Raw genomic sequence first — 18963 nt, forward strand, 5'->3', positions numbered from 1 at the left:
CCCGGTGGAAGTGGTGGAGTCCTCGGGGGCCCGGGGCCCGGGGCCCGGGGGCGGCCGAGCGGACCGCCCCCGCGCCGCGGGGGTCAGGCGGGCAGGGAGAGCCGGGCCGCGGACATGCCGAAGGCGGGGTCCAGGACGCCGGTGGACAGTCCGTCCGGCAGCCGTTGCAGGTCCTGCGGGCGGTAACGGCGGATCTTCCGGTGCCAGTTGAGGATGCCGGCGTGCCAGTCCTCCAGTTCATGCACGTAGGCGTCAAGAGCGGCCCGCGCCTCCTCGCCCAGCTTCCAGTCGTCGTAGAGCAGCGGCAGTTGCTTGGCGACGATGTGTTCGAACTCCTCCGTGCGCTGCGTCATCAGCTGGTGGCAGATGTGCAGCGCCTCCGGATAGCCGATGCCGAAGAAGTTCCGCGTGATCACAATATAGTTGTGGAAGTCGCCCTCGAACTCCACTTCCTTCTGGTAGGAGAAGATGTCGTTGATCAGGCACGCGGCGTCGGCGACGGCGTTCTCCAGCGACCGGATGGTGCCCGAGGAGTAGATCTCCTCCGGGATGCCCCGGCCCTGGTGGCCGAGGCGGCACAGGTACATGGTGAGGTACGAGCCGAAGGTGCGGCGGCGCATCTCGGCGTAGTCCACCGGGTCCGGGATGCGGTGGTGGACCTGGTTGTCCACCTCCCACAGCCAGCTCTCCAGCATGTCCACGAGCGTGGCCCGGAACTCGGTGCGCTGCCCGGTGGACATGCCGGCGCTGGTGCGCACCCACAGGTCGGCGAGGCCGCGCTCCATGACGGTGGCCGGCGCGGGCTGCCCGGCGTGGTCGACGGGCACCATGGAGATCAGGCGGGCGGTGGTCGCCTTGGCAGCGGCCAGGTTCCTGCCGCGCCCGAACACCACCGGGTAGTAGTCGTCGCCGTACGTGCCCCAGGTCAGCCACGAGGCGTTCAGCGCCAGCGCCTCGGGCGAGGCGTCGGGGTCCAGGCCGGCCGAGCAGAGGGCGAAGTCGTAGCCGCGCAGCTTCTCCTCGGTCCAGATGGCCGAGCCGGGATCGCCCGGCTGCGGGTCCAGCATGCCCGTGCGCCGCGCCCAGGCCACCGACACCTCGCGGGCGTGCGCCAGGTGGGGGCTGAGGCCGAGCCGGTGCGGCATGTAGACGTCCGGGATGACGGAGGGTCCGGTCCGCTCGTACGGGACGTGGGTGAAGCTGCGCCGGCGCAGCTCCATCGCGCGGGGCTCCAGGATCGAGCGGACGTCGAGGGCGGTGGTGCCGAGGCCGCTGGGGAGGAACGGCAGGGAGAGCGGGGCGGTGGGCCGGGCCTCCTTGTTCATGTAACGGCTGGAGACCATGTGCCACTCGTGGCCACCGGACTGCCAGTCCTGGAGGCCCTTGGCGTAGGCGAGGACGGCCGCGATCTCGGCGGGGTCCATGGCGTGGTCGGCGAAGAGCTGGGGGAGTTCGGCGAGCGCGGTCTGCTCGAACTGCTGGAGGCGGGAGGTGAGGAGGTCGTTGGCGGATTCTGCGGCCTCCTGTGTGGTGCAGCCGAGGAACGTCTCCAACACCAGGATGGCGTTGGACAGTTCGCCCTCGTCGCCGACCTCGCGCTCGTAGGAGAAGATGTCGTTCCTGATGTGCACGGCGTCGGAGAAGGCGTCCCGCAGCACGCCGAGCGGGCGCGAGTGCGCGACCCGTGCCGGGACTTCGGCGCAGACGTACTCGATCAGTCCGGCCGACCAGGGGGCGCCGCCGACCTTGCGGCGCATCTCGATGTATTCGAGGGGGTTCGCCACCCGGCCGATGTCGATGTTGGCGAGCTCCCACATCGACTCGTCGAGGAGGTTCTTCGTCGACCGGGAGAATCGTTCCCGCCAGTCCATCGACATGGCCGGTACCGTCCGCAGCCACAGGTCCCGCAGCCCCGCCTCGACGGGGTTGGCCGGCTCGGGGAAGCCGTCGGCCAGGTCCATGGGCATGAAGGCGGCCAGGCCGTCGAGGTACTCCTTGGCGCCCGCGCGGTCCTGGGAGCGCTTGTACGTCTCCAGGAAGTGGTCGTCGAAGAAGAACACCCACACGTACCAGTCGGTGACCAGGTTCAGCGCGTCGCTGTCGCAGTCCGGGTGGGTGTAGGAGCACAGCAGCGCGTAGTCGTGCGCGTCGAGGTCCCGCTCCTCCCAGACGCCCGACCCCTCCAGCATCCCGAAGTCGCGGGCCCACTGCCTGGCGTGGGCCCTGGCGGCTTCCAGGTGCGGGTTCAGTCGCGCCGGATAGGGCACGTAGAAATCCGGCAGTTGAAACGGCTGTGTCACGGCGTGTAGGGCCTTTCCGTCCGAGGCGCGGAGGGGCCCTCAAATCCCCGGCCCCCCGCACGAGATCAGCACTGCCCTACCCCGCTCGACCCCACCCCAAGGGGCGGTTCACCGCATCAGGTGACGAAGTCGCCGATCCCCGAACGCCGGGGTGTCACGGCCGCTATGGGGCCGTGACACCGCGGATTCGTCCGGCGCCGACTGCCGATGCCCGCTGGAGAACGGCCGGGTTGCGTCCGTCGACGGGGTCGTTCGGGGGAATGGCGCGGGCCCCGGGCGTGGGACGACCGGGGCCCTTGTGCGGGTGTTGCGCCGGGGTTATTCGGCCTCGGATTCCAGGGTGCCTTCCGTGTCCAGGTAGACCTGGCGGAGGGATTCGAGGATCTGGGGGTCCGGCTTTTCCCACATGCCGCGGGATTCGGCCTCCAGGAGGCGTTCCGCGATGCCGTGGAGGGCCCAGGGATTGGCCTGTTCGAGGAACGCGCGGTTCTCGGGGTCCAGGACGTAGGTTTCCGTCAGCTTGTCGTACATCCAGTCGGCGATGACGCCGGTGGTGGCGTCGTAGCCGAAGAGGTAGTCCACCGTCGCCGCGAGTTCGAAGGCGCCCTTGTAGCCGTGGCGGCGCATCGCCTCGATCCACTTGGGGTTCACCACGCGGGCGCGGAAGACGCGCGAGGTCTCTTCGACCAGGGTGCGGGTCTTGACCGTCTCGGGGCGGGTGGAGTCGCCGATGTAGGCCTCGGGGGCCGTGCCGCGAAGGGCGCGGACCGTGGCGACCATGCCGCCGTGGTACTGGAAGTAGTCGTCGGAGTCGGCGATGTCGTGCTCGCGGGTGTCCGTGTTCTTCGCGGCGACGGTGATCCGCTTGTAGGCGGTCTCCATTTCGGCGCGGGCCGGGCGGCCCTCCAGGCCGCGGCCGTAGGCGTAGCCGCCCCAGACCGTGTAGACCTCCGCGAGGTCGGCGTCGGTGCGCCAGTCGCGGGAGTCGATCAGCTGGAGGATGCCCGCGCCGTACGTGCCCGGGCGCGAGCCGAAGATGCGGGTCGTCGCGCGGCGTTCGTCCCCGTGGAGGGAGAGGTCTGCTTGGGCGTGGGCGCGGACGTAGTTCTCGGACGCGGGCTCCTCCAGCGAGGCCGCCAGGCGCACCGCGTCGTCGAGGAGGGCGATGACGTGCGGGAACGCGTCGCGGAAGAAGCCCGAAATGCGCAGGGTGACGTCGATGCGGGGGCGGCCGAGTTCCGCGAGGGGGATGGGCTCGATGCCCGTGACGCGGCGCGAGGCCTCGTCCCAGACCGGGCGGATGCCCAGGAGGGCCAGGGCTTCGGCGACGTCGTCGCCCGCCGTGCGCATCGCGCTCGTTCCCCAGAGGGAGAGGCCGACGGAGGCGGGCCATTCGCCGTTGTCCGTGCGGTAGCGGGTCAGGAGCGAGTCGGCCAGGGCCTGGCCCGTCTCCCACGCGAGGCGGGAGGGGACGGCCTTGGGGTCCACCGAGTAGAAGTTGCGGCCGGTCGGCAGGACGTTCACCAGGCCGCGGAGGGGGGAGCCCGAGGGGCCCGCCGGGATGAAGCGGCCGTCGAGGGCGGCCACGACGTGGGCGATCTCGTCCGTGGTGCCGGCGAGGCGGGGGACCACCTCCCGGGCGGCGAAGTCCAGCACCGCCGCGACGTCTGCCGAGTACGCTGCGGCGACCGAAGCCACCGCCGAGGGGTCCCAGTTCGCGTCCTCCATCGCCTGGACCAGGGCGCGGGCCGTCTCCTCCACGGCGTCGGCCGAGGTGCGGGTCGCCGCGGACTCGTCCAGGCCGAGGGCCTCGCGCAGGCCCGGCAGGGCCGTCGTACCGCCCCAGATCTGGCGGGCGCGCAGGATCGCCAGGACCAGGTTGACGCGGGCCTCACCGGTCGGGGCGCCGCCCAGGACGTGGAGTCCGTCGCGGATCTGGGCGTCCTTGACCTCGCAGAGCCAGCCGTCGACGTGCAGGAGGAAGTCGTCGAAGCCCTCGTCGTCGGGGCGCTCTTCGAGGCCCAGGTCGTGGTGGAGCTTCGCCGCCTGGATCAGCGTCCAGATCTGCGCGCGGATGGCGGGCAGCTTCGCCGGGTCCATGGCGCTGATCTGCGCGTACTCGTCCAAGTGCTGTTCGAGGCGGGCGATGTCGCCGTACGACTCCGCGCGCGCCATCGGCGGCACCAGGTGGTCGACCAGGGTGGCGTGCACGCGGCGCTTGGCCTGCGTGCCCTCGCCCGGGTCGTTGACGAGGAAGGGGTAGATCAGGGGGAGGTCGCCGAGGGCGGCGTCCGGGGCGCAGGAGGCGGACAGGCCGGCGTTCTTGCCGGGCAGCCACTCCAGGTTGCCGTGCTTGCCCAGGTGGATCATCGCGTCCGCGCCGAAACCGCCGTCCTCCTCGCGGGCCTGGATCCAGCGGTACGCGGCCAGGTAGTGGTGCGACGGCGGCAGGTCCGGGTCGTGGTAGATCGCGATCGGGTTCTCGCCGAAGCCGCGCGGCGGCTGGATGAGGATCAGGAGGTTCCCGCGGCGCAGGGCGGCCAGGACGATGTCGCCCTCGGGGTTGGCGGAGGTGTCGACGAACATGCTGCCGGGAGCCTCGCCCCAGTGCTCGTTGACGCTGTCGCGCAGTTCGGCCGGGAGCTCGGCGAACCACCGCTTGTAGTCGGCGGCGGGGATGCGGACGGGGTTGCGGGCCAGTTGCTCCTCGGTGAGCCAGTCCTGGTCGTGGCCGCCGGCCTCGATCAGGGCGCGGATCAGCTCGTCGCCGTCGCCGGAGACGAGGCCGGGGACGTCGGCGGTCGGACCGAAGTCGTAGCCCGCCGCGATGAGGGTGCGAAGGAGTTCGACCGCGCTGGCCGGGGTGTCCAGGCCGACCGCGTTGCCGATGCGGGAGTGCTTGGTCGGGTACGCGGAGAGGACCAGCGCCACCTTCTTGTCGCGGCGCTCGATGTGGCGCAGCCGGGCGTGGCGTACGGCGATCCCCGCGACGCGGGCGGCACGCTCGGGGTCGGCCACGTAGGCGGGCAGGCCGTCGTCGTCGAGCTCCTTGAAGGAGAACGGGACGGTGATCAGACGGCCGTCGAACTCGGGGACGGCGACCTGGGTGGCGGCGTCCAGCGGGGAGAGGCCCTCGTCGTTCTCCTCCCACGTGCTGCGGGAGCCGGTCAGGCACAGGGCCTGGAGGATCGGCACGCCGAGCGCGGCCAGGGCGCCGGCGTCCCAGGACTCGTCGTCGCCGCCGGCCGAGGCGGTGGCGGGCTTGGTGCCGCCCGCCGCGAGGACGGTGGTGACGATGGCGTCCGCCGATTCCAGGGCGGTGAGCAGCTCCTGCTCCGGGGCGCGGAGGGAGGAGACGTAGAGGGGCAGCGGCCGGGCGCCGTGGGCCTCGATGGCATCGCAGAGGGCGTGCACGAAGGCGGTGTTGCCGCTCATCTGGTGGGCGCGGTAGTACAGCACGGCGACGCGGGGACCGGTGGTACCGGCCGGGGTGCGCTCCAGGGGGCCCCAGGTGGGGGCGGCGGCGGGGGGCTCGAAGCCGTGACCGGTGAGGAGCACGGTGTCGGAGAGGAAGCGGGCCAGCTGGTCCAGGTTGGCGGGGCCGCCGTGGGCGAGGTAGGCGTGCGCTTCGGCGGCGATGCCGATGGGGACGGTGGAGGCCTCCATCAGCTGCGCGTCCGGGGCCTGTTCGCCGGTCAGGACCACGACCGGGCGGTGCTGGCCGGGGGCCAGGAGCAGGTCGAGGCCGTCCTGCCAGGCGCGGAGGCCGCCGAGGAGGCGTACGACGACCAGCTCGACCCCGTCGAGGAGGGCGGGGAGGTCGTCGAGGGGAAGGCGGGAGGGGTTCGCGAACCGGTACGGGACGGGCCCGTCGGCTGCGCGGGCGCTGAGCAGATCGGTGTCGGACGTCGACAGCAGCAGGATCATGCGGCGGCAGGCCTTCCTCGGGGTTTCCGCGCCCCGGGCAGTGTGGACGGCGGGAGTTCCTGACTCACCCTGCCGGATGCTCCGCGGGGTTCACAGTGGCGGGACCGCGCCGGAATCGCACCGGGCTTCCTCCCATGTCGCCGTCCTCGGCGATGGCGGGCCGTGTGGCTCCGCCGGTGGTCATCTTAGGTGGGCTGGGGCCGGGGCGGGGTGGCGGGGGTGCGTGTGGGGTGGGTGTGGGGGTGCGGGTCGTTGAGGGGGCTCTGCCCCCGGGCCCCCGCGCCCCAAACGCCGGCGGGGCTGCATTGTGGCGGCGGGGCCGGATGGTGGCGGCGGGGCCAGATGGGGCCGGCCGGGGCCGGATGCGGCAGCCGGGGCTGGAGGGCGGCCGGGGCCGGAGAGGGGCGGCAGGGGCTGGAGGGGGAGTTGGGGGCCCGGGGGGCGGGCGCCGCAGATCAGGGTGGCGGTGGACACAGGTCGGGGGTGGGCAAACGTGGGTATGCTCGCGGCCATGTCACAGCCGCCTTCCGCCGCATCGCGGGATGAACCCGTCATACGGGATCGCGGGGACGCATGTCCCGGCGCGTTGCGGTTGCATGCGGCGGACGACGGGTACCTCGCGCGGGTGCGGATACCCGGGGGGATGCTCGGAGCGCGCGCGGCCCGGCTGCTCGCCGATGCGGCGGACCGGCTCGGCGACGGGCACGTCGACCTCACCTCGCGCGGGAACGTGCAGCTGCGTGGGCTGGGCGCGTCGTGCGGAGGGGACCTCGCGGGCGCACTGACCGACGCCGGGCTGCTGGCCGCCCCGTCCCACGAGCGGGTTCGCAACGTCGTCGCCTCGCCGCTGACCGGGCTCGACCGCAGCGGGCTGCCCGATGTGGCGCCCTGGGTCGCGGAACTGGACCGGCTGCTTTGCGGGGACGAAGAGGCCGTCGCGCTGTCCGGGCGCTTCCTCTTCGCCCTCGACGACGGTCGCGGCGACGTGAGCTCGCTCGACGCGGACGTGAACCTGCTCGCGCGCGACCCCGGGCACGCCCTGCTCACGACCGCCGGAGCCCGCGAAGGGCTGCTCGTGTCCGCGGCGGACGCCCCGCGGGCCGCCCTGGTCGCCGCCCGGTACTTCCTCGACGCCGCCCGGGAGGCCGGGACGCGGGCCTGGCGCGTGGCCGAGCTGCCTGCCGAACGAGCCCTCCACGTAGGGGAGTTGGGCGAGCGGCTGGCGGGCGCCACAGTGCGCGCGACCGTCGTGGCCGACGTCGGCGCGCCCCGGGGCGCCGCCCCCGAACCCGGTCTGGTCGAAGGACCCGGGCAGAGCGCGGCGCTCTCCGTACTCGCACCCCTGGGGCGCCTCACCACCGCCCAGTGGAACCTCCTGGCCGGCCTCACCGGGCAGCTGCGCCTGACCCCCTGGCGCGGCGTCGTCGTGCCCGGGCTGACCGCCGCAACCGCGGCCGGCGGCCTCGCCGTCCTCGCCGACGCCGGGCTGATCACCACCCCCACCGATCCCTGGCGGTCCGTGACGGCCTGTACGGGGCGCCCCGGATGCGCCCGGTCCCACAGCGACGTGCGCGCCGACGCGCGGGCCGTCACCGCCCTCGCGGCCGGACCGCTGCCCGTGCACTGGTCGGGGTGCGAACGGCGCTGCGGACACCCGCGGGGGACCGCCTGGGCGGACGTGCTCGCGACCCCCGACGGTTACGACGTCCGCGCCCCCGGCCGTGCCCCCCGCCACGGCGTACAGCCCCCCGACCTTCCCGCGGCCCTCAGGGACGCACGCCGCACCACCTCCCACGACGCAGCGAAGAAATGAGCGAGTACACAGTGTTCGAGTACGAGAAGGACGGCGCGGCGATCTACCGCCAGTCCTTTGCCACGATCCGCGCCGAGGCGGACCTCTCCGGGCTGCCCGCCTCGGTCGCCCAGGTCGCGGTGCGCATGATCCACGCCTGCGGGATGACCGACCTGCCCCAGGACCTGGGCTACACGTCCGACGTCGTGCTGCGGGCACGGGCCGCCCTGCACGCCGGCGCGCCGATCCTGTGCGACGTACAGATGGTGGCGAGCGGTGTCACCCGCAAGCGGCTGCCCGCGGACAACGACGTCATCTGCACCCTCTCCGACCCGGCCGTCCCGGCGCTCGCCGCCAAGATGGGCACCACCCGCAGTGCCGCGGCCCTCGAAGTGTGGCGTGACCGGGGCCTGTTGGAGGGCTCCGTGATCGCCGTGGGCAACGCGCCGACCGCGCTGTTCCGGCTGCTGGAGATGATCGAGGAGGGCGCGCCCCGCCCCGCCGCCGTGATCGGCGTCCCGGTCGGTTTCATCGGCGCCGCCGAGTCGAAGGACGCGCTCGCCGCACACCCCTCCGCGCTGGACCACTTGATCGTGCGGGGTCGGCGCGGCGGCAGCGCCATCGCGGCCGCCGCCGTCAACGCGATCGCGAGCGAGGAAGAATGAGCACCGCGAACAGCACCGGCGCCGGAAAGCTCTACGGTGTGGGGCTCGGGCCCGGCGACCCCTCCCTGATGACCCTGCGGGCCGTCGAGGTGATCGCCGGAGCCGATGTCGTCGCGTACCACTCCGCGCGCCACGGCCGGTCCATCGCCCGCTCGATCGCCGCGGAGCACCTGCGCGCCGACCACATCGAGGAGCCGCTGGTCTACCCGGTCACCACCGAGACCACCGACCACCCCGGCGGCTACCAGGGCGCCATGGAGGAGTTCTACGAGGCTTCCGCCGCCCGCCTCGCCGCGCACCTCGACGCCGGCCGGACCGTCGCCGTGCTCGCGGAGGGCGACCCCCTCTTCTACGGCTCCTACATGCACATGCACAAGCGGCTCGCCGACCGCTATGAGGCCGAGGTGATCCCCGGTGTGACCTCGGTGAGCGCCGCCGCCGCGCGGCTGGGCACCCCGCTCGTGGAGGGCGAGGAGGTACTGACCATCCTGCCCGGCACCCTGCCCGAGGAGGAGCTCACCGCCCGGCTCGCCGCCACCGACTCGGCGGTGGTGATGAAGCTCGGGCGCACCTTCCCCGCCGTGCGCCGGGCCATGGAGAGCAGCGGCCGGCTCGCCGAGGCCCGCTACGTCGAGCGCGCCACGATGGCGGGGGAGCGCACCGGCGTCCTCGCCGACACCGACCCGGACAGCGTGCCGTACTTCGCCGTCGCCGTCGTGCCCAGCCGCGTCGGCAACCCGGGCAGCGTGCCGTCGGGGCCGGGCGAGGTCGTGGTCGTCGGGACCGGGCCGGCCGGCCCGCTGTGGCTGACCCCGCAGACCCGGCGGGCGCTCGCGGACGCCGAGGCGCTCGTCGGGTACACCACGTACCTGGACCGGGTGCCGGTGAAGCCGGGCCAGGTCCGGCACGGCTCCGACAACAAGGTGGAGTCCGAGCGCGCCGAGTTCGCCCTGGACCTCGCCCGGCGCGGCAAGCGGGTCGCGGTGGTCTCCGGCGGTGACCCCGGGGTCTTCGCCATGGCCACGGCGGTCCTGGAGGTCGCGGGTCAGGCCGAGTACAAGGACGTGCCCGTACGGGTCCTGCCGGGGGTGACCGCCGCCAACGCGGCCGCCGCTTTGGCCGGGGCCCCGCTGGGCCACGACTACGCCACGATCTCCCTCTCCGACCGGCTCAAGCCCTGGGAGGTCATCGCGGAGCGGCTGCGGTCCGCCGCGCAGGCCGACCTCGTGCTCGCCCTGTACAACCCGGGCTCGCGCAGCCGGACCTGGCAGGTGGCGCAGGCCCGTGAGCTGCTGCTCGAACTGCGCGCGCCGCAGACCCCGGTGGTCGTCGCGCGGGACGTGGGCGGTCCCGAGCAGTCCGTCCGGATCGTCACGCTGGACGCACTGGTACCGGAAGAGGTGGACATGCGCACGATCCTGCTGGTCGGCTCCTCGCAGACGCAGGTCACGGAGCGGCCCGACGGGACCCGCCTGACCTGGACCCCGCGCCGCTACCCGTGACGGGCCGTCGCTGAGGCCCTGGGGCCCCGGGCGCGTCGACCGTGGGTCGCCGCGTCCGGGGCCCCTTCATGCTCCGGTCCCTTTCACGCCCCGGGAACCGGCCAGGGGGCGGCGGCCCGCCGTGCCCGCGCCGCCGCCCGGCGCCGGACGACCCACGCCGCGACGCCGAGAGCGGCGCCGACGGCGAAGGCGAGCAGACCGAGGACCTGCGCCCCACCCGCCACGATCAGCGCCGTCGGCCGCTCGACGGCTTCGCCGCGCACCGCCGACAGGGGGAGCGAGCCACTGCCCTCGTCATCGAGGTGCATCGAGGAATCAGCCGAGTTGACCCTGTTGTCACCCATCAGGAACACCCGCCCCGCAGGCACGGTGACGTCGAAGGGGACCACCGCCGGCACCGAACGGTCCTTCAGGTAGGGCTCGTCCAAGGGCGTGCCGTCGAGCAGGAGTGACGTATCGCCGGTGCGGTAGGAGATCCGGTCGCCGCCGACCGCCACCACGCGCTTGAGCAGGGGCAGTCCGTCGGGATTCCACTCCCGGGCGGAGACCAGCACGACGTCGCCGCGCCCGACGTGCAGCCCGTCCGTGTCGTCCAGGGCGCACCAGACCGTGTCGCCGCGCCGATAGGCCGGGTCCATGGACTCCCCGGGCACGGAGTACGACTTCACCGCGGAGTCGGCGCCCAGGGCGTACGCCCCCACCGCGGGCAGTACCGCCAGCGCCGCCCCGGCGGCCGACAGCACGACTGCCCAGACCAGCCGTCTTCGCCCCGGTACGGGTTCCATGAGCACCATCTCTTTCCGGCCATCAGCGTGTCCGGGAAGCCTATACAGACGCCGCCGCGGCCCCGGTGCGCGGGCGGATCAGGCCGGGTGGGCGGATCAGGCCGGGTGGGGATCAGGCCGGGTGGGCCGACAGCCAGCGCCGGGCCGCCTCCACCGAGGAGGCCTCCGCCACGCCCGTCGGCACCGGCGGCCGGCGTACGACGACCACCGGGACGCCCGCCTCGCGGGCGGCGGTGAGCTTCGGAGCGGTGGCGTCGCCACCGCTGTCCTTGGTCACCAGGACGTCGATCCGGTGCCGGGCCAGCAGTTCGCGCTCCTCGTCCAGGGTGAACGGACCCCGCGCCAGCAGCACTTCGAGGTGCGGGGGCGCGGGCGGGCCCGGGGCGTCCACCGAACGCACCAGGAACCAGGGCGCGGTGAGGTGCGCGAAGTGGTGCAGGCCCATCCGGCCGGTGGTGAGGAAGACCCGCGCGCCGAGCTCCGGCAGCAGCGCCGCCGCCCCGGCGAGGGAGTCCGTGACGTGCCAGTCGTCGCCGGGCCCCGCCGTCCAGCCGGGACGGCGCAACGCCAGCAGCGGGACCGCCGAAAGGGCCGCCGCCCGGGACGCGTTGAAGCTCATGCGCTCCGCGAAGGGGTGCGTGGCGTCGACCAGGTGCGTGACCCCGTGGGCGGTGATCCAGGCAGCCAGGCCGTCCGGGCCGCCGAACCCGCCGATCCGCGTCCCGCCGGGCGGCAGCACCGGCGCGCCGACCCGGCCCGCGAGCGAGGTCGTCACCCGGTACGGGGCCGCCTCCAGGGCCTCCGCGAGGCGGCGGGCCTCCGTCGTGCCGCCCAGGATCAGGACGTGCCGCACGGGGGCGGCATCAGCAGGCATGCCGGTCCCGTTCGGCGGAGTACAGGTGGCTGTCGCGGAACTGCTCGGCGCCGAGGGTGCGCCCCACCAGGATCACCGCGGTGCGCACCAGTCCGGCCGCCTTCACCTGGTCCGCGATGTCGGCGAGGGTGCCGCGCAGGATCAGCTCGTCGGGGCGGCTGGCCATCGCGACGACCGCCGCCGGGCAGTCGGCCCCGTAATGGGGCAGCAGTTCGGCGACGACCCGCTCCGCGTAGCGGGTGGCCAGGTGCAGGACGAGCAGTGCGCCGCTGCGGCCGAGCGTGGCCAGGTCCTCGCCGGGCGGCATCGGCGTGGCCTGCTGGGCGATCCGGGTCAGGATCACGGTCTGGCCCACGGTCGGGACGGTGAGCTCCCGCTTGAGCGCGGCCGCGGCCGCGGCGAAGGCCGGTACGCCCGGGACGACTTCGTACGGGATGCCGGCCGCGTCGAGGCGGCGCATCTGCTCGGCGACGGCGGAGAAGACGGACGGGTCCCCGGAGTGGAGCCGCGCCACGTCCTGGCCGGCGGCGTCGGCCCGGACGAACTCGGCGACGATCTCGTCCAGGTTGAGCTGCGAGGTGTCCACTAGGCGGGCGCCCGGCGGGCATTCGGCCAGCAGCTCGCGCGGGACGAGGCTGCCCGCGTACAGGCAGACGGGGGCGGCCGCCAGGGTCCGGGCGCCGCGCACGGTGATCAGGTCGGCGGCGCCGGGGCCGGCTCCGATGAAGTACACGGTCATGTCTGCTCCCTCGTCTCTGTCGCCGTCGGCCACGGCTTGCTCACGGTCCACTGGGTGACGGGCATCGCCTGCCGCCAGCCCGTGAAGCCGCCGACCGGCACGGCGTGCGCGACGGCCAGCTTCACCAGTTCACCGCCGTGCCGGCGGTATCGGTCGGTCAATGCGGCCTCCGACTCCAAGGTGACCGTGTTGACCACCAGCCGGCCGCCGGGGGCCAACGCCGCCCAGGCCGCGTCCAACAGGCCCGGCGCGGTCAGGCCGCCACCGATGAACACCGCGTCGGGGGCGGGCAGTCCGATCAGCGCCGCCGGGGCGGCGCCGGTGACCACCCGCAGGCCCGGCACGCCGAGCGCCGCCGCGTTGCGGGCGATCCGCTCGGCCCGCTCCGGGACCCGTTCCACCGTCACGGCGCGGCAGGAGGGGTGCGTACGCATCCACTCGATGCCGATCGAGCCCGAGCCGCCGCCGATGTCCCACAGCAGTTCGCCGGGGGCCGGGGCGAGCGCGCACAGGGTCGCCGCGCGGACGTGCCGTTTGGTGAGCTGGCCGTCGTGTTCGTAGGCGGTGTCGGGCAGGCCGGGGGTGGCGCCGAGCCGCGGCACGTCGGCGCCGGGGTCGCGCCGGCACTCCACGGCGACCACGTTCAGGGGGTCGCCGGGCGCCCGGTCCCAGGTGTCGGCGTGGCCCTCGTACGCGGTCTCGTCCTCGGAGCCGAGCTGTTCCAGCACCCGCATCCGGCTGGGGCCGAAGCCCCGCTCCCTTAGCAGAGCGGCGATCTCGCCCGGGGAGGCCGCCCCGGCACTCAGTACCAGCAGCCGCCGGCCCTCGTACAACGCGGCCGCGACCCGGGCCACCGGGCGGCCGACGACCGTGACCACCTCGATGTCCTCCACCGGCCAGCCCAGGCGGGCGCACGCGTACGACACGGAGGAGGGGTGCGGGTGGACCAGCAGGGCGTGTGGTCCGAGCTCCTGCGCGAGGGCCCGGCCGATCCCGTAGAACATGGGGTCGCCGCTGGCCAGTACGGCGATCCGGCGGCCGGCGTGCTCGGCCATCAGCTTCGGCACGGCGGGGCGCAGCGGGCTCGGCCAGGCGACGCGTTCACCGGGGCACTCCCCGGCCGGCAGCAGGTCCAGCTGCCGGGGGCCGCCGATCAGCACCTCGGCGGTGGCCAGCGCGGAGCGCGCGGCGGCGGTGAGCCCGGCCCAGCCGTCGGCGCCGAGGCCGACGACCGTCACGGGGCGGGGGGGTGCGGCGGAGCTCACGGCGCGGAACCTCGGGGACGGGAAGCGGGTGGACCCGCAGCCTACTGGGCGCGGTGAAGGGGGAAGGGACCAGGGTGGCACCGGGTGCCGCGCGGGCGCCCTCGCGTGAATCCCGTCCGCCCCCGCCGCGCTCCCGGGCGCCCCGGATGGGCCCTGCTCCGGCGCCGGGCCCCCACACAGACTCTGCGGCATGGACGACGACGCACCGGACAACCACCCAGCCGCCTGCCGCCCCGCCGCACCGCCGCCCGAGGTCAGCGCCCGCCGGTCGCCCGCGTGTAGAGGCCGTGGACGGAGTCGTCGAACCAGCTGCTGTACGAGGTCGTCTCGTCGCCGCCCCCGTCGCGGCCGCCGATGACCCCGATCAGGGTGTGCCCGTCGGTCAGCACGGGGCCGCCGCTGGTGCCGTTCGGTACGTCCGCGCAGTCCAGCCGCAGCTGCGTGGGCCCTTCGGCCCGGGCGGTGTTGTAGCACTCCAGCGGCTGCTCGCGGTCGTTCGGGTAGCCGACCAGCCGGGCGGGCAGCGGCAGTCGGGGCCGGAAGCGGATCGTCAGCGCGCCGGTGACGTCCTCCAGCCGCTCACCCGGGTGCCCGGGCCGGCGCAGCCGCAGGAAGGCCACGTCGTGGTCCGGGTCCTCGTCGCCCGTCCAGCGGGGGTCCACGTCGATACGGGTGGGCACCCACACGCCGAACGGGGCCTTCCCGTCGCGGTAGCCGGGGACGAAGGCCAGGTTGGTGCGGAAGCCGTCCTGGTACACGCAGTGCGCGGCGGTGGCGATGAGGTCGCCCTCGGGCGAGTGGACCACGCTCGCCGAGCAGTGGTGGTCGGCGTCCCAGTCGTTGCCGGGGGAGAACAGCGCCCCGATCGCGGGCTCGGAGGGGGCCGTGCGGGCCCGCAGCGGCGAGGAGGGCCGCCAGCCGCCGTCCGCCCACCGCACCGGGTCCGGGGCTCCGGACGCCCCGGAGCCGGACTCCGTCCCCGCGAAGGCCGTGGCGTCGGCCGGCGGGTCCTCGCCCTCGGCGACGATCCCGTCCAGGACGTCACCGGCCGTACGGTCGGCGCGCTCGGGGTCCTGGAGGTAGCTGCCCTGCCCAGGGTCGCCGTCGGCGCGGTTCGAGGCGACGGCGCGCAGCTCTCCCCACACCAGGGCCCCGCCGGCCACCAGGGCGAGGCAGATTCCGAGCAGCACGGAGACCCGAACCGCGCGGTCCCTCACCTTGCCGACCATGTGGCGCTCCCCGCCCCCTGACGTTCCTCCGACGTCCCGTCCGACGGTGCGCGGGCGGCAGGAGTTCCGCATTCCGGTGTGTCGGTGCTCACAGCCGGACGGTCGCGCCCCCTTTCCCGACATCCCGCGTCCTTCCGTACGTCACCGAACTCCCTTAGCCTCCAGGCGACTTGAGCGACAAGGACCCGAGGGGAGCCGAAGAGATGAGACTGCGCAACAGGTGGAGGGACACGGCCTTGGCCGGTCTGGCCGTGGCGGCGCTCGGCCTGGGCCTCGCCCTGGGCGCGGCGGCCCCCGCCGGGGCCGAGGACGGGCTGTCCTACATCGGATCCACCGGCGTCGGCGTGCACAACGCCTACGAGAAGGCCAAGTACCCCTACTTCGCGGACGCACTGGACTCCGGCGCGGCCATGCTCGAACTCGACGTGTGGACGAACTTCTTCGGCAGCTCCTGGCGGGTCTCGCACGACAACCCCTTCGGCAACAACAGCAACTGCGAGAACGCCACCAGCCCCGCGCAGCTGCGCACCAAATCCCGCGACCAGAACCTTGCGGGCTGCCTGTCCGACATCCGCAGTTGGCACGACGCACACCCCGGCCACCGCCCGGTGGTGCTCAAGCTGGAGCTCAAGGACGGCTTCGCCGCCAACCTGGGGCGCGGTCCCGCCGACCTCGACGCGCTGCTCACCGCCAAGCTGGGCGACGCCGTCTACCGTCCCGGGCAGCTGGCCGCCAGCTACCCCGACCTGGACACCGCGGCCCGCGCCGGGGCCTGGCCGAGCCGCGGCGCCATGGCCGGGAAGTTCCTCGTCGAGCTGATCCCCGGGACCTTGGAGGAGGGCAACGGCGCCGACACCCTCTGGACGGACCGGGAGTACGCGACGCACCTGCGCGGCCTCGCCTCCACGGGCAGGCTGGGCAGCGCCGCCGCCTTCCCGGCCGTGCACCGCGCCGAGGCGGGCGATCCGCGGGCCCGCTACGCCGATGCCTCGCTGCGGCCCTGGTTCGTGGTCTTCGACGGCGATGCGGCCGCGTACGCGGGCGGCTCCATCGACACCGGCTGGTACGACCGCAACCACTACCTGCTGATCGCCACCGACGCCCAGGGCGTGGCCCCGGCCATCGACGGCGTCCACCCGACCGAGACCCAGGCGCTGGACCGGCTCGCGCTGATGGCGGGGCACCACGCCTCCATAGCCTCGGCGGACTGGTACCCGCTGCCGAAGGTCCTGGCGACGGTGGTGCCCCGCGGGTAGGCCCCGCCCGGGCGCCCCGGCGCCCCCCTGAGCCGGTGGGGCCACCGTCCGGCTCAGGGGAAGGGCTCAGGGGGAAGGGCTCACCTGGACCGTCGTCAGAGCGCCGCCCGAAGCCTCCTTCACCACCGCGACCCGGGTGCCGGTGTCCGGAACCTTGACCCCGAGCTGCGGCACTTCCGGGTTCCAGTAGGAGCCGTGGCGGTCGTCGAAGACCGCGACTCCGGGCCGCGAGGGGATCACCAGCGGGGTCCCCGCCTTGTGCAGCACGACCCGCCCGCTCGCGCGGAGCGAGAACGGGGCGTCGAAGGTCTGCGCCCGGGCGTTCAGGAGGCTGCCGTCGGTGAACTTGAGCGGCTCCGGCCGGGCGTCCACCGGCAGCAGCAGGCCGCCGCCCGGGTGCGCCTTGGTGGTGTTGTCGCTGAACGCGGTGTCCCAGAGCCAGACGAGCACGCCCTCCTGGTACGGGAAGAACTCGACCCGGTCGCCCGTGAAACCGAAGTTGTACGGGCCCGTCTTGAGCAGGCTGCCGTAGCCCGTGTAGCGCCGGTTCTCGACGAAGTAGGCGCGCGGGTGCTCCTCGCTGCCGCTGCGGCCCTCCGTGCGGGACCACTTGAGCGCCGTCCAGCCGTTCGCGCCCTGCTCCGCGCCGTCGTGCAGCAGCTCACGGCCGCCCGCGGTGATGCGGATGTCGTCGAAGGTGACGCCCCGGCCGTGGGTGTTGCCGTCCGAGGTGACGCGCAGCCGCAGCCGGACCTCGCGGCCCGCGAAGGCGTCGAGCGGGACGGACAGCCGCGTCCAGCCGGCGGAGGTGCCGGAGACGCCCTTGGCCGGAACCGGCGTTCCGTCGACGGTTGCCGGGAGCGGGGTCCAGACGGCGCCGCCGTCGGTGGAGGCCTCCACCGTCAGGAAGTCGAAGTCCTTCTCGATGTCGTACCAGACGCGGGCGTCGAGTGCGGCGGGTCCGGTCGTGCCCGTGAGGTCGACGGTCCGGCCGAGCGTGTTGTCCATGAAGTCGCCGGTGCCGCTCCACCACTGGCTCGCGCCCTCGTACGGGTCGGTCAGCTCGGTCGTGGTCCGTGAGGGCGGCAGGTGCACCAGCAGCGCCTGCGGGTCCTCGGTGTTGTACCCGGACACGCCGAGGGTCGCGCGGGTCCTGCGGCCGGCGTCCGCCTCGGTGTACTCCAGCCAGCCCAGCTGGAGCTTGCTCCACGGATCGAGGTCGCCGGGGAACTCGCCGGTGCTCGAGGGACGTTTGCCGAGGTAGGAGGCCGACGACATCAGCGACCAGAAGTTGACGCCGTTGTCCCCGTCCGAGCTGTAGAGGTCCGGCAGGCCGAGGTCGTGGCCGAACTCGTGGGAGAACAGGCCGGCTCCGCTGTTCTCGCCACCCGTGAGGTAGTCGCCCGCCCAGATGCCGGTGTCCCCGACGGGGGTGCCGCCCGCCTTGTTCCCCGCGGGACCCGCGCTTCCGGCCTGGTCCCAGTACGCGAACCAGCGGTGCGCCCAGACGGCGTCCTTGCCCTGGGCGCCGCCGCCCCACGTCTGGTCCTTGCCCGCGTGGACGATGACGAGGTGGTCGAGGTAGCCGTCGGGTTCGTTGAAGTTGCCGTCGTGATCGGCGTCGTAGCGGTCCCACTGGTCGTACTCGGCCAGCTGCGCCTTGATGTCGGCGGCCGGACGTCCCTTCGCCCGCTCCGAGTCGTACCAGGCGGTGGTGGCGTCGCGGACCAGGTCCCAGTTGGTCCGGCACTGGCCCGGCTCGGAGCAGTTGTCCGTGCCGTAACGCGCCTCGTTCCAGGGCAGCTTGACCCAGTCGGTGACGGTGCCGTCCATGTCGTAGCGGCCCGAGGACTGGAGCCGGTAGTAGGCGCGCATGCTCGCCGACTCCGGCGCGTCGGAGAAGAACTGCCGCTGGTAGAAGGACCGGTCGAAGTCCTTGCGCCACAGCGTGTGGTTGTCCTCGGCCGCCGGCTTGCCGATGGTGTTGTGGCGGGGGCCGGGGGTGCCGCCGAACCGCGGTTTGCCCTCGTACTCGGTCGTCGTGTCCACCTGGTCGCCGAACTCGGCGAGGATCACGAAGACCTTGTCCTTGCGTTCCTGGGCGAGTTCGACGTACCGGTCGCCGACCTTTGCCTGGCGGGGGAGGGTCCGGTCGGACTCGGCGCGCAGGGCGCCGGGGCCGTTGCCGCCGCCGGCCGCGATCCCTTCGAGGGCCTGGCGGCGCAGGGCCTGGCGCTGGAGTTCGAGCGGCGCGGGCGGTGGGGCGGGGGCCTGCTGGGCGGCCGCCGGGGCCTGCTGTCCGGCCGTCGCGGGTGGGGGCGGCGGGGGTGAGGCGGCGAGTGCGGGGGTGGCGGCGAGGAGGGCGAGTGATATCGCCGCTCCGGCCACGGCAAGTCTGCGCAACGCGGGAGTCCTTCCCAGGAGTTGGCCGGGAGACGGCCGACGGGCCGGCCAGCGGGGCGGCCGGGGAGCGCAGGTAATATTTCACATGTGACAGGGCATGGATAGAGGGGTGGAGGCGCCGTTTCCGAGGGGCCAGCGCCGTCGTTGCCCCGCTGGATAAGCAGGTGTGCGGGGCGGGGCGGCCGGACATGACGGCCACCGCGCCCACCGCGCACCCCCTGAGAAA

General features: G+C 73.8%; 12 protein-coding genes and 1 riboswitch. Of the genes, 4 read left to right on the plus strand and 8 right to left on the minus strand.

The window, feature by feature from the left end; all coding sequences use genetic code 11:
* Positions 1 to 83 precede the first annotated feature (83 nt).
* Together OHA81_RS24845 and cobN are read right to left on the minus strand one after the other, a co-directional pair.
* Positions 84 to 2300: a terpene synthase family protein gene (locus OHA81_RS24845; RefSeq protein WP_329199350.1), complete on the minus strand. Its 2217-nt coding sequence runs from the start codon at positions 2298 to 2300 to the stop codon at positions 84 to 86.
* A 318-nt stretch (positions 2301 to 2618) separates the two neighbouring features.
* Complete coding sequence (cobN, locus tag OHA81_RS24850; protein ID WP_329199351.1) at positions 2619 to 6227, minus strand: cobaltochelatase subunit CobN; 3609 nt, start codon at positions 6225 to 6227, stop codon at positions 2619 to 2621.
* A gap of 53 nt (positions 6228 to 6280) precedes the next feature.
* Positions 6281 to 6380: riboswitch (cobalamin riboswitch) on the minus strand.
* 358 nt (positions 6381 to 6738) lie between these two features.
* Here cobN and cobG point away from each other — a divergent pair.
* Genes cobG through OHA81_RS24865 form a run of 3 tightly spaced genes read left to right on the plus strand, consistent with a single transcriptional unit; the run spans position 6739 to position 10186 of the window.
* Positions 6739 to 8040 carry a precorrin-3B synthase gene (gene cobG / locus OHA81_RS24855; protein WP_329199353.1) on the plus strand — a complete coding sequence of 434 codons (1302 nt, stop codon included), beginning with the start codon at positions 6739 to 6741 and terminating at the stop codon, positions 8038 to 8040.
* Entirely contained in the window at positions 8037 to 8684 is a 648-nt protein-coding gene (locus OHA81_RS24860; protein WP_329199355.1) for a precorrin-8X methylmutase, read from the plus strand. The genes cobG and OHA81_RS24860 overlap by 4 nt, the downstream gene beginning before the upstream one ends.
* A complete protein-coding gene (locus OHA81_RS24865; RefSeq protein WP_329199357.1) occupies positions 8681 to 10186 on the plus strand; it encodes a precorrin-2 C(20)-methyltransferase in 1506 nt (501 codons plus the stop codon). Before OHA81_RS24860 ends, OHA81_RS24865 begins: the two co-directional genes overlap by 4 nt.
* Before the next feature lie 83 nt (positions 10187 to 10269).
* Here the strand turns inward: OHA81_RS24865 and lepB are convergent, their stop codons facing one another.
* The 5 genes from lepB to OHA81_RS24890 form a co-directional block, all read right to left on the minus strand.
* Positions 10270 to 10971: a signal peptidase I gene (lepB, locus tag OHA81_RS24870; protein WP_329199359.1), complete on the minus strand. Its 702-nt coding sequence runs from the start codon at positions 10969 to 10971 to the stop codon at positions 10270 to 10272.
* 112 nt (positions 10972 to 11083) lie between these two features.
* Positions 11084 to 11845, minus strand: a complete 762-nt coding sequence (locus tag OHA81_RS24875) for a cobalt-precorrin-6A reductase (RefSeq protein WP_329199361.1) — start codon at positions 11843 to 11845, stop codon at positions 11084 to 11086.
* A complete protein-coding gene (gene cobM / locus OHA81_RS24880) occupies positions 11835 to 12584 on the minus strand; it encodes a precorrin-4 C(11)-methyltransferase (RefSeq protein ID WP_329199363.1) in 750 nt (249 codons plus the stop codon). Before cobM ends, OHA81_RS24875 begins: the two co-directional genes overlap by 11 nt.
* Positions 12581 to 13849 carry a precorrin-6y C5,15-methyltransferase (decarboxylating) subunit CbiE gene (gene cbiE, locus OHA81_RS24885; RefSeq protein ID WP_329199365.1) on the minus strand — a complete coding sequence of 423 codons (1269 nt, stop codon included), beginning with the start codon at positions 13847 to 13849 and terminating at the stop codon, positions 12581 to 12583. The genes cobM and cbiE overlap by 4 nt, the downstream gene beginning before the upstream one ends.
* A gap of 254 nt (positions 13850 to 14103) precedes the next feature.
* Positions 14104 to 15078 (minus strand): trypsin-like serine peptidase, encoded by a 975-nt coding sequence (locus OHA81_RS24890; protein WP_329199367.1) that lies wholly within the window; start codon positions 15076 to 15078, stop codon positions 14104 to 14106.
* Between the two features lie 203 nt (positions 15079 to 15281).
* On the opposite strand from OHA81_RS24890, the gene OHA81_RS24895 reads away from it, so the two are divergent.
* Positions 15282 to 16334 (plus strand): phosphatidylinositol-specific phospholipase C domain-containing protein, encoded by a 1053-nt coding sequence (locus OHA81_RS24895; RefSeq protein ID WP_329199369.1) that lies wholly within the window; start codon positions 15282 to 15284, stop codon positions 16332 to 16334.
* A gap of 66 nt (positions 16335 to 16400) precedes the next feature.
* Here OHA81_RS24895 and OHA81_RS24900 read toward each other — a convergent pair whose 3' ends face one another.
* On the minus strand, positions 16401 to 18737 hold the full coding sequence (locus tag OHA81_RS24900) for an immune inhibitor A domain-containing protein (protein ID WP_329199371.1): 2337 nt from the start codon (positions 18735 to 18737) through the stop codon (positions 16401 to 16403).
* Between the last annotated feature and the right edge of the window lie 226 nt (positions 18738 to 18963).

It is taken from the genome of Streptomyces sp. NBC_00667 (assembly GCF_036226825.1).
Lineage (GTDB): Bacteria > Actinomycetota > Actinomycetes > Streptomycetales > Streptomycetaceae > Streptomyces.

Bases quoted from the DNA above. Each gene is read 5' to 3' on its own strand.
- cobN (WP_329199351.1), bottom strand. From the start codon at position 6,227: ATGATCCTGCTGCTGTCGACGTCCGACACCGATCTGCTCAGCGCCCGC.
- cobG (WP_329199353.1), top strand. From the start codon at position 6,739: ATGTCACAGCCGCCTTCCGCCGCATCGCGGGATGAACCCGTCATACGG.
- OHA81_RS24860 (WP_329199355.1), top strand. From the start codon at position 8,037: ATGAGCGAGTACACAGTGTTCGAGTACGAGAAGGACGGCGCGGCGATC.
- OHA81_RS24865 (WP_329199357.1), top strand. From the start codon at position 8,681: ATGAGCACCGCGAACAGCACCGGCGCCGGAAAGCTCTACGGTGTGGGG.
- lepB (WP_329199359.1), bottom strand. From the start codon at position 10,971: ATGGAACCCGTACCGGGGCGAAGACGGCTGGTCTGGGCAGTCGTGCTG.
- OHA81_RS24875 (WP_329199361.1), bottom strand. From the start codon at position 11,845: ATGCCTGCTGATGCCGCCCCCGTGCGGCACGTCCTGATCCTGGGCGGC.
- cobM (WP_329199363.1), bottom strand. From the start codon at position 12,584: ATGACCGTGTACTTCATCGGAGCCGGCCCCGGCGCCGCCGACCTGATC.
- OHA81_RS24890 (WP_329199367.1), bottom strand. From the start codon at position 15,078: ATGGTCGGCAAGGTGAGGGACCGCGCGGTTCGGGTCTCCGTGCTGCTC.
- OHA81_RS24895 (WP_329199369.1), top strand. From the start codon at position 15,282: ATGAGACTGCGCAACAGGTGGAGGGACACGGCCTTGGCCGGTCTGGCC.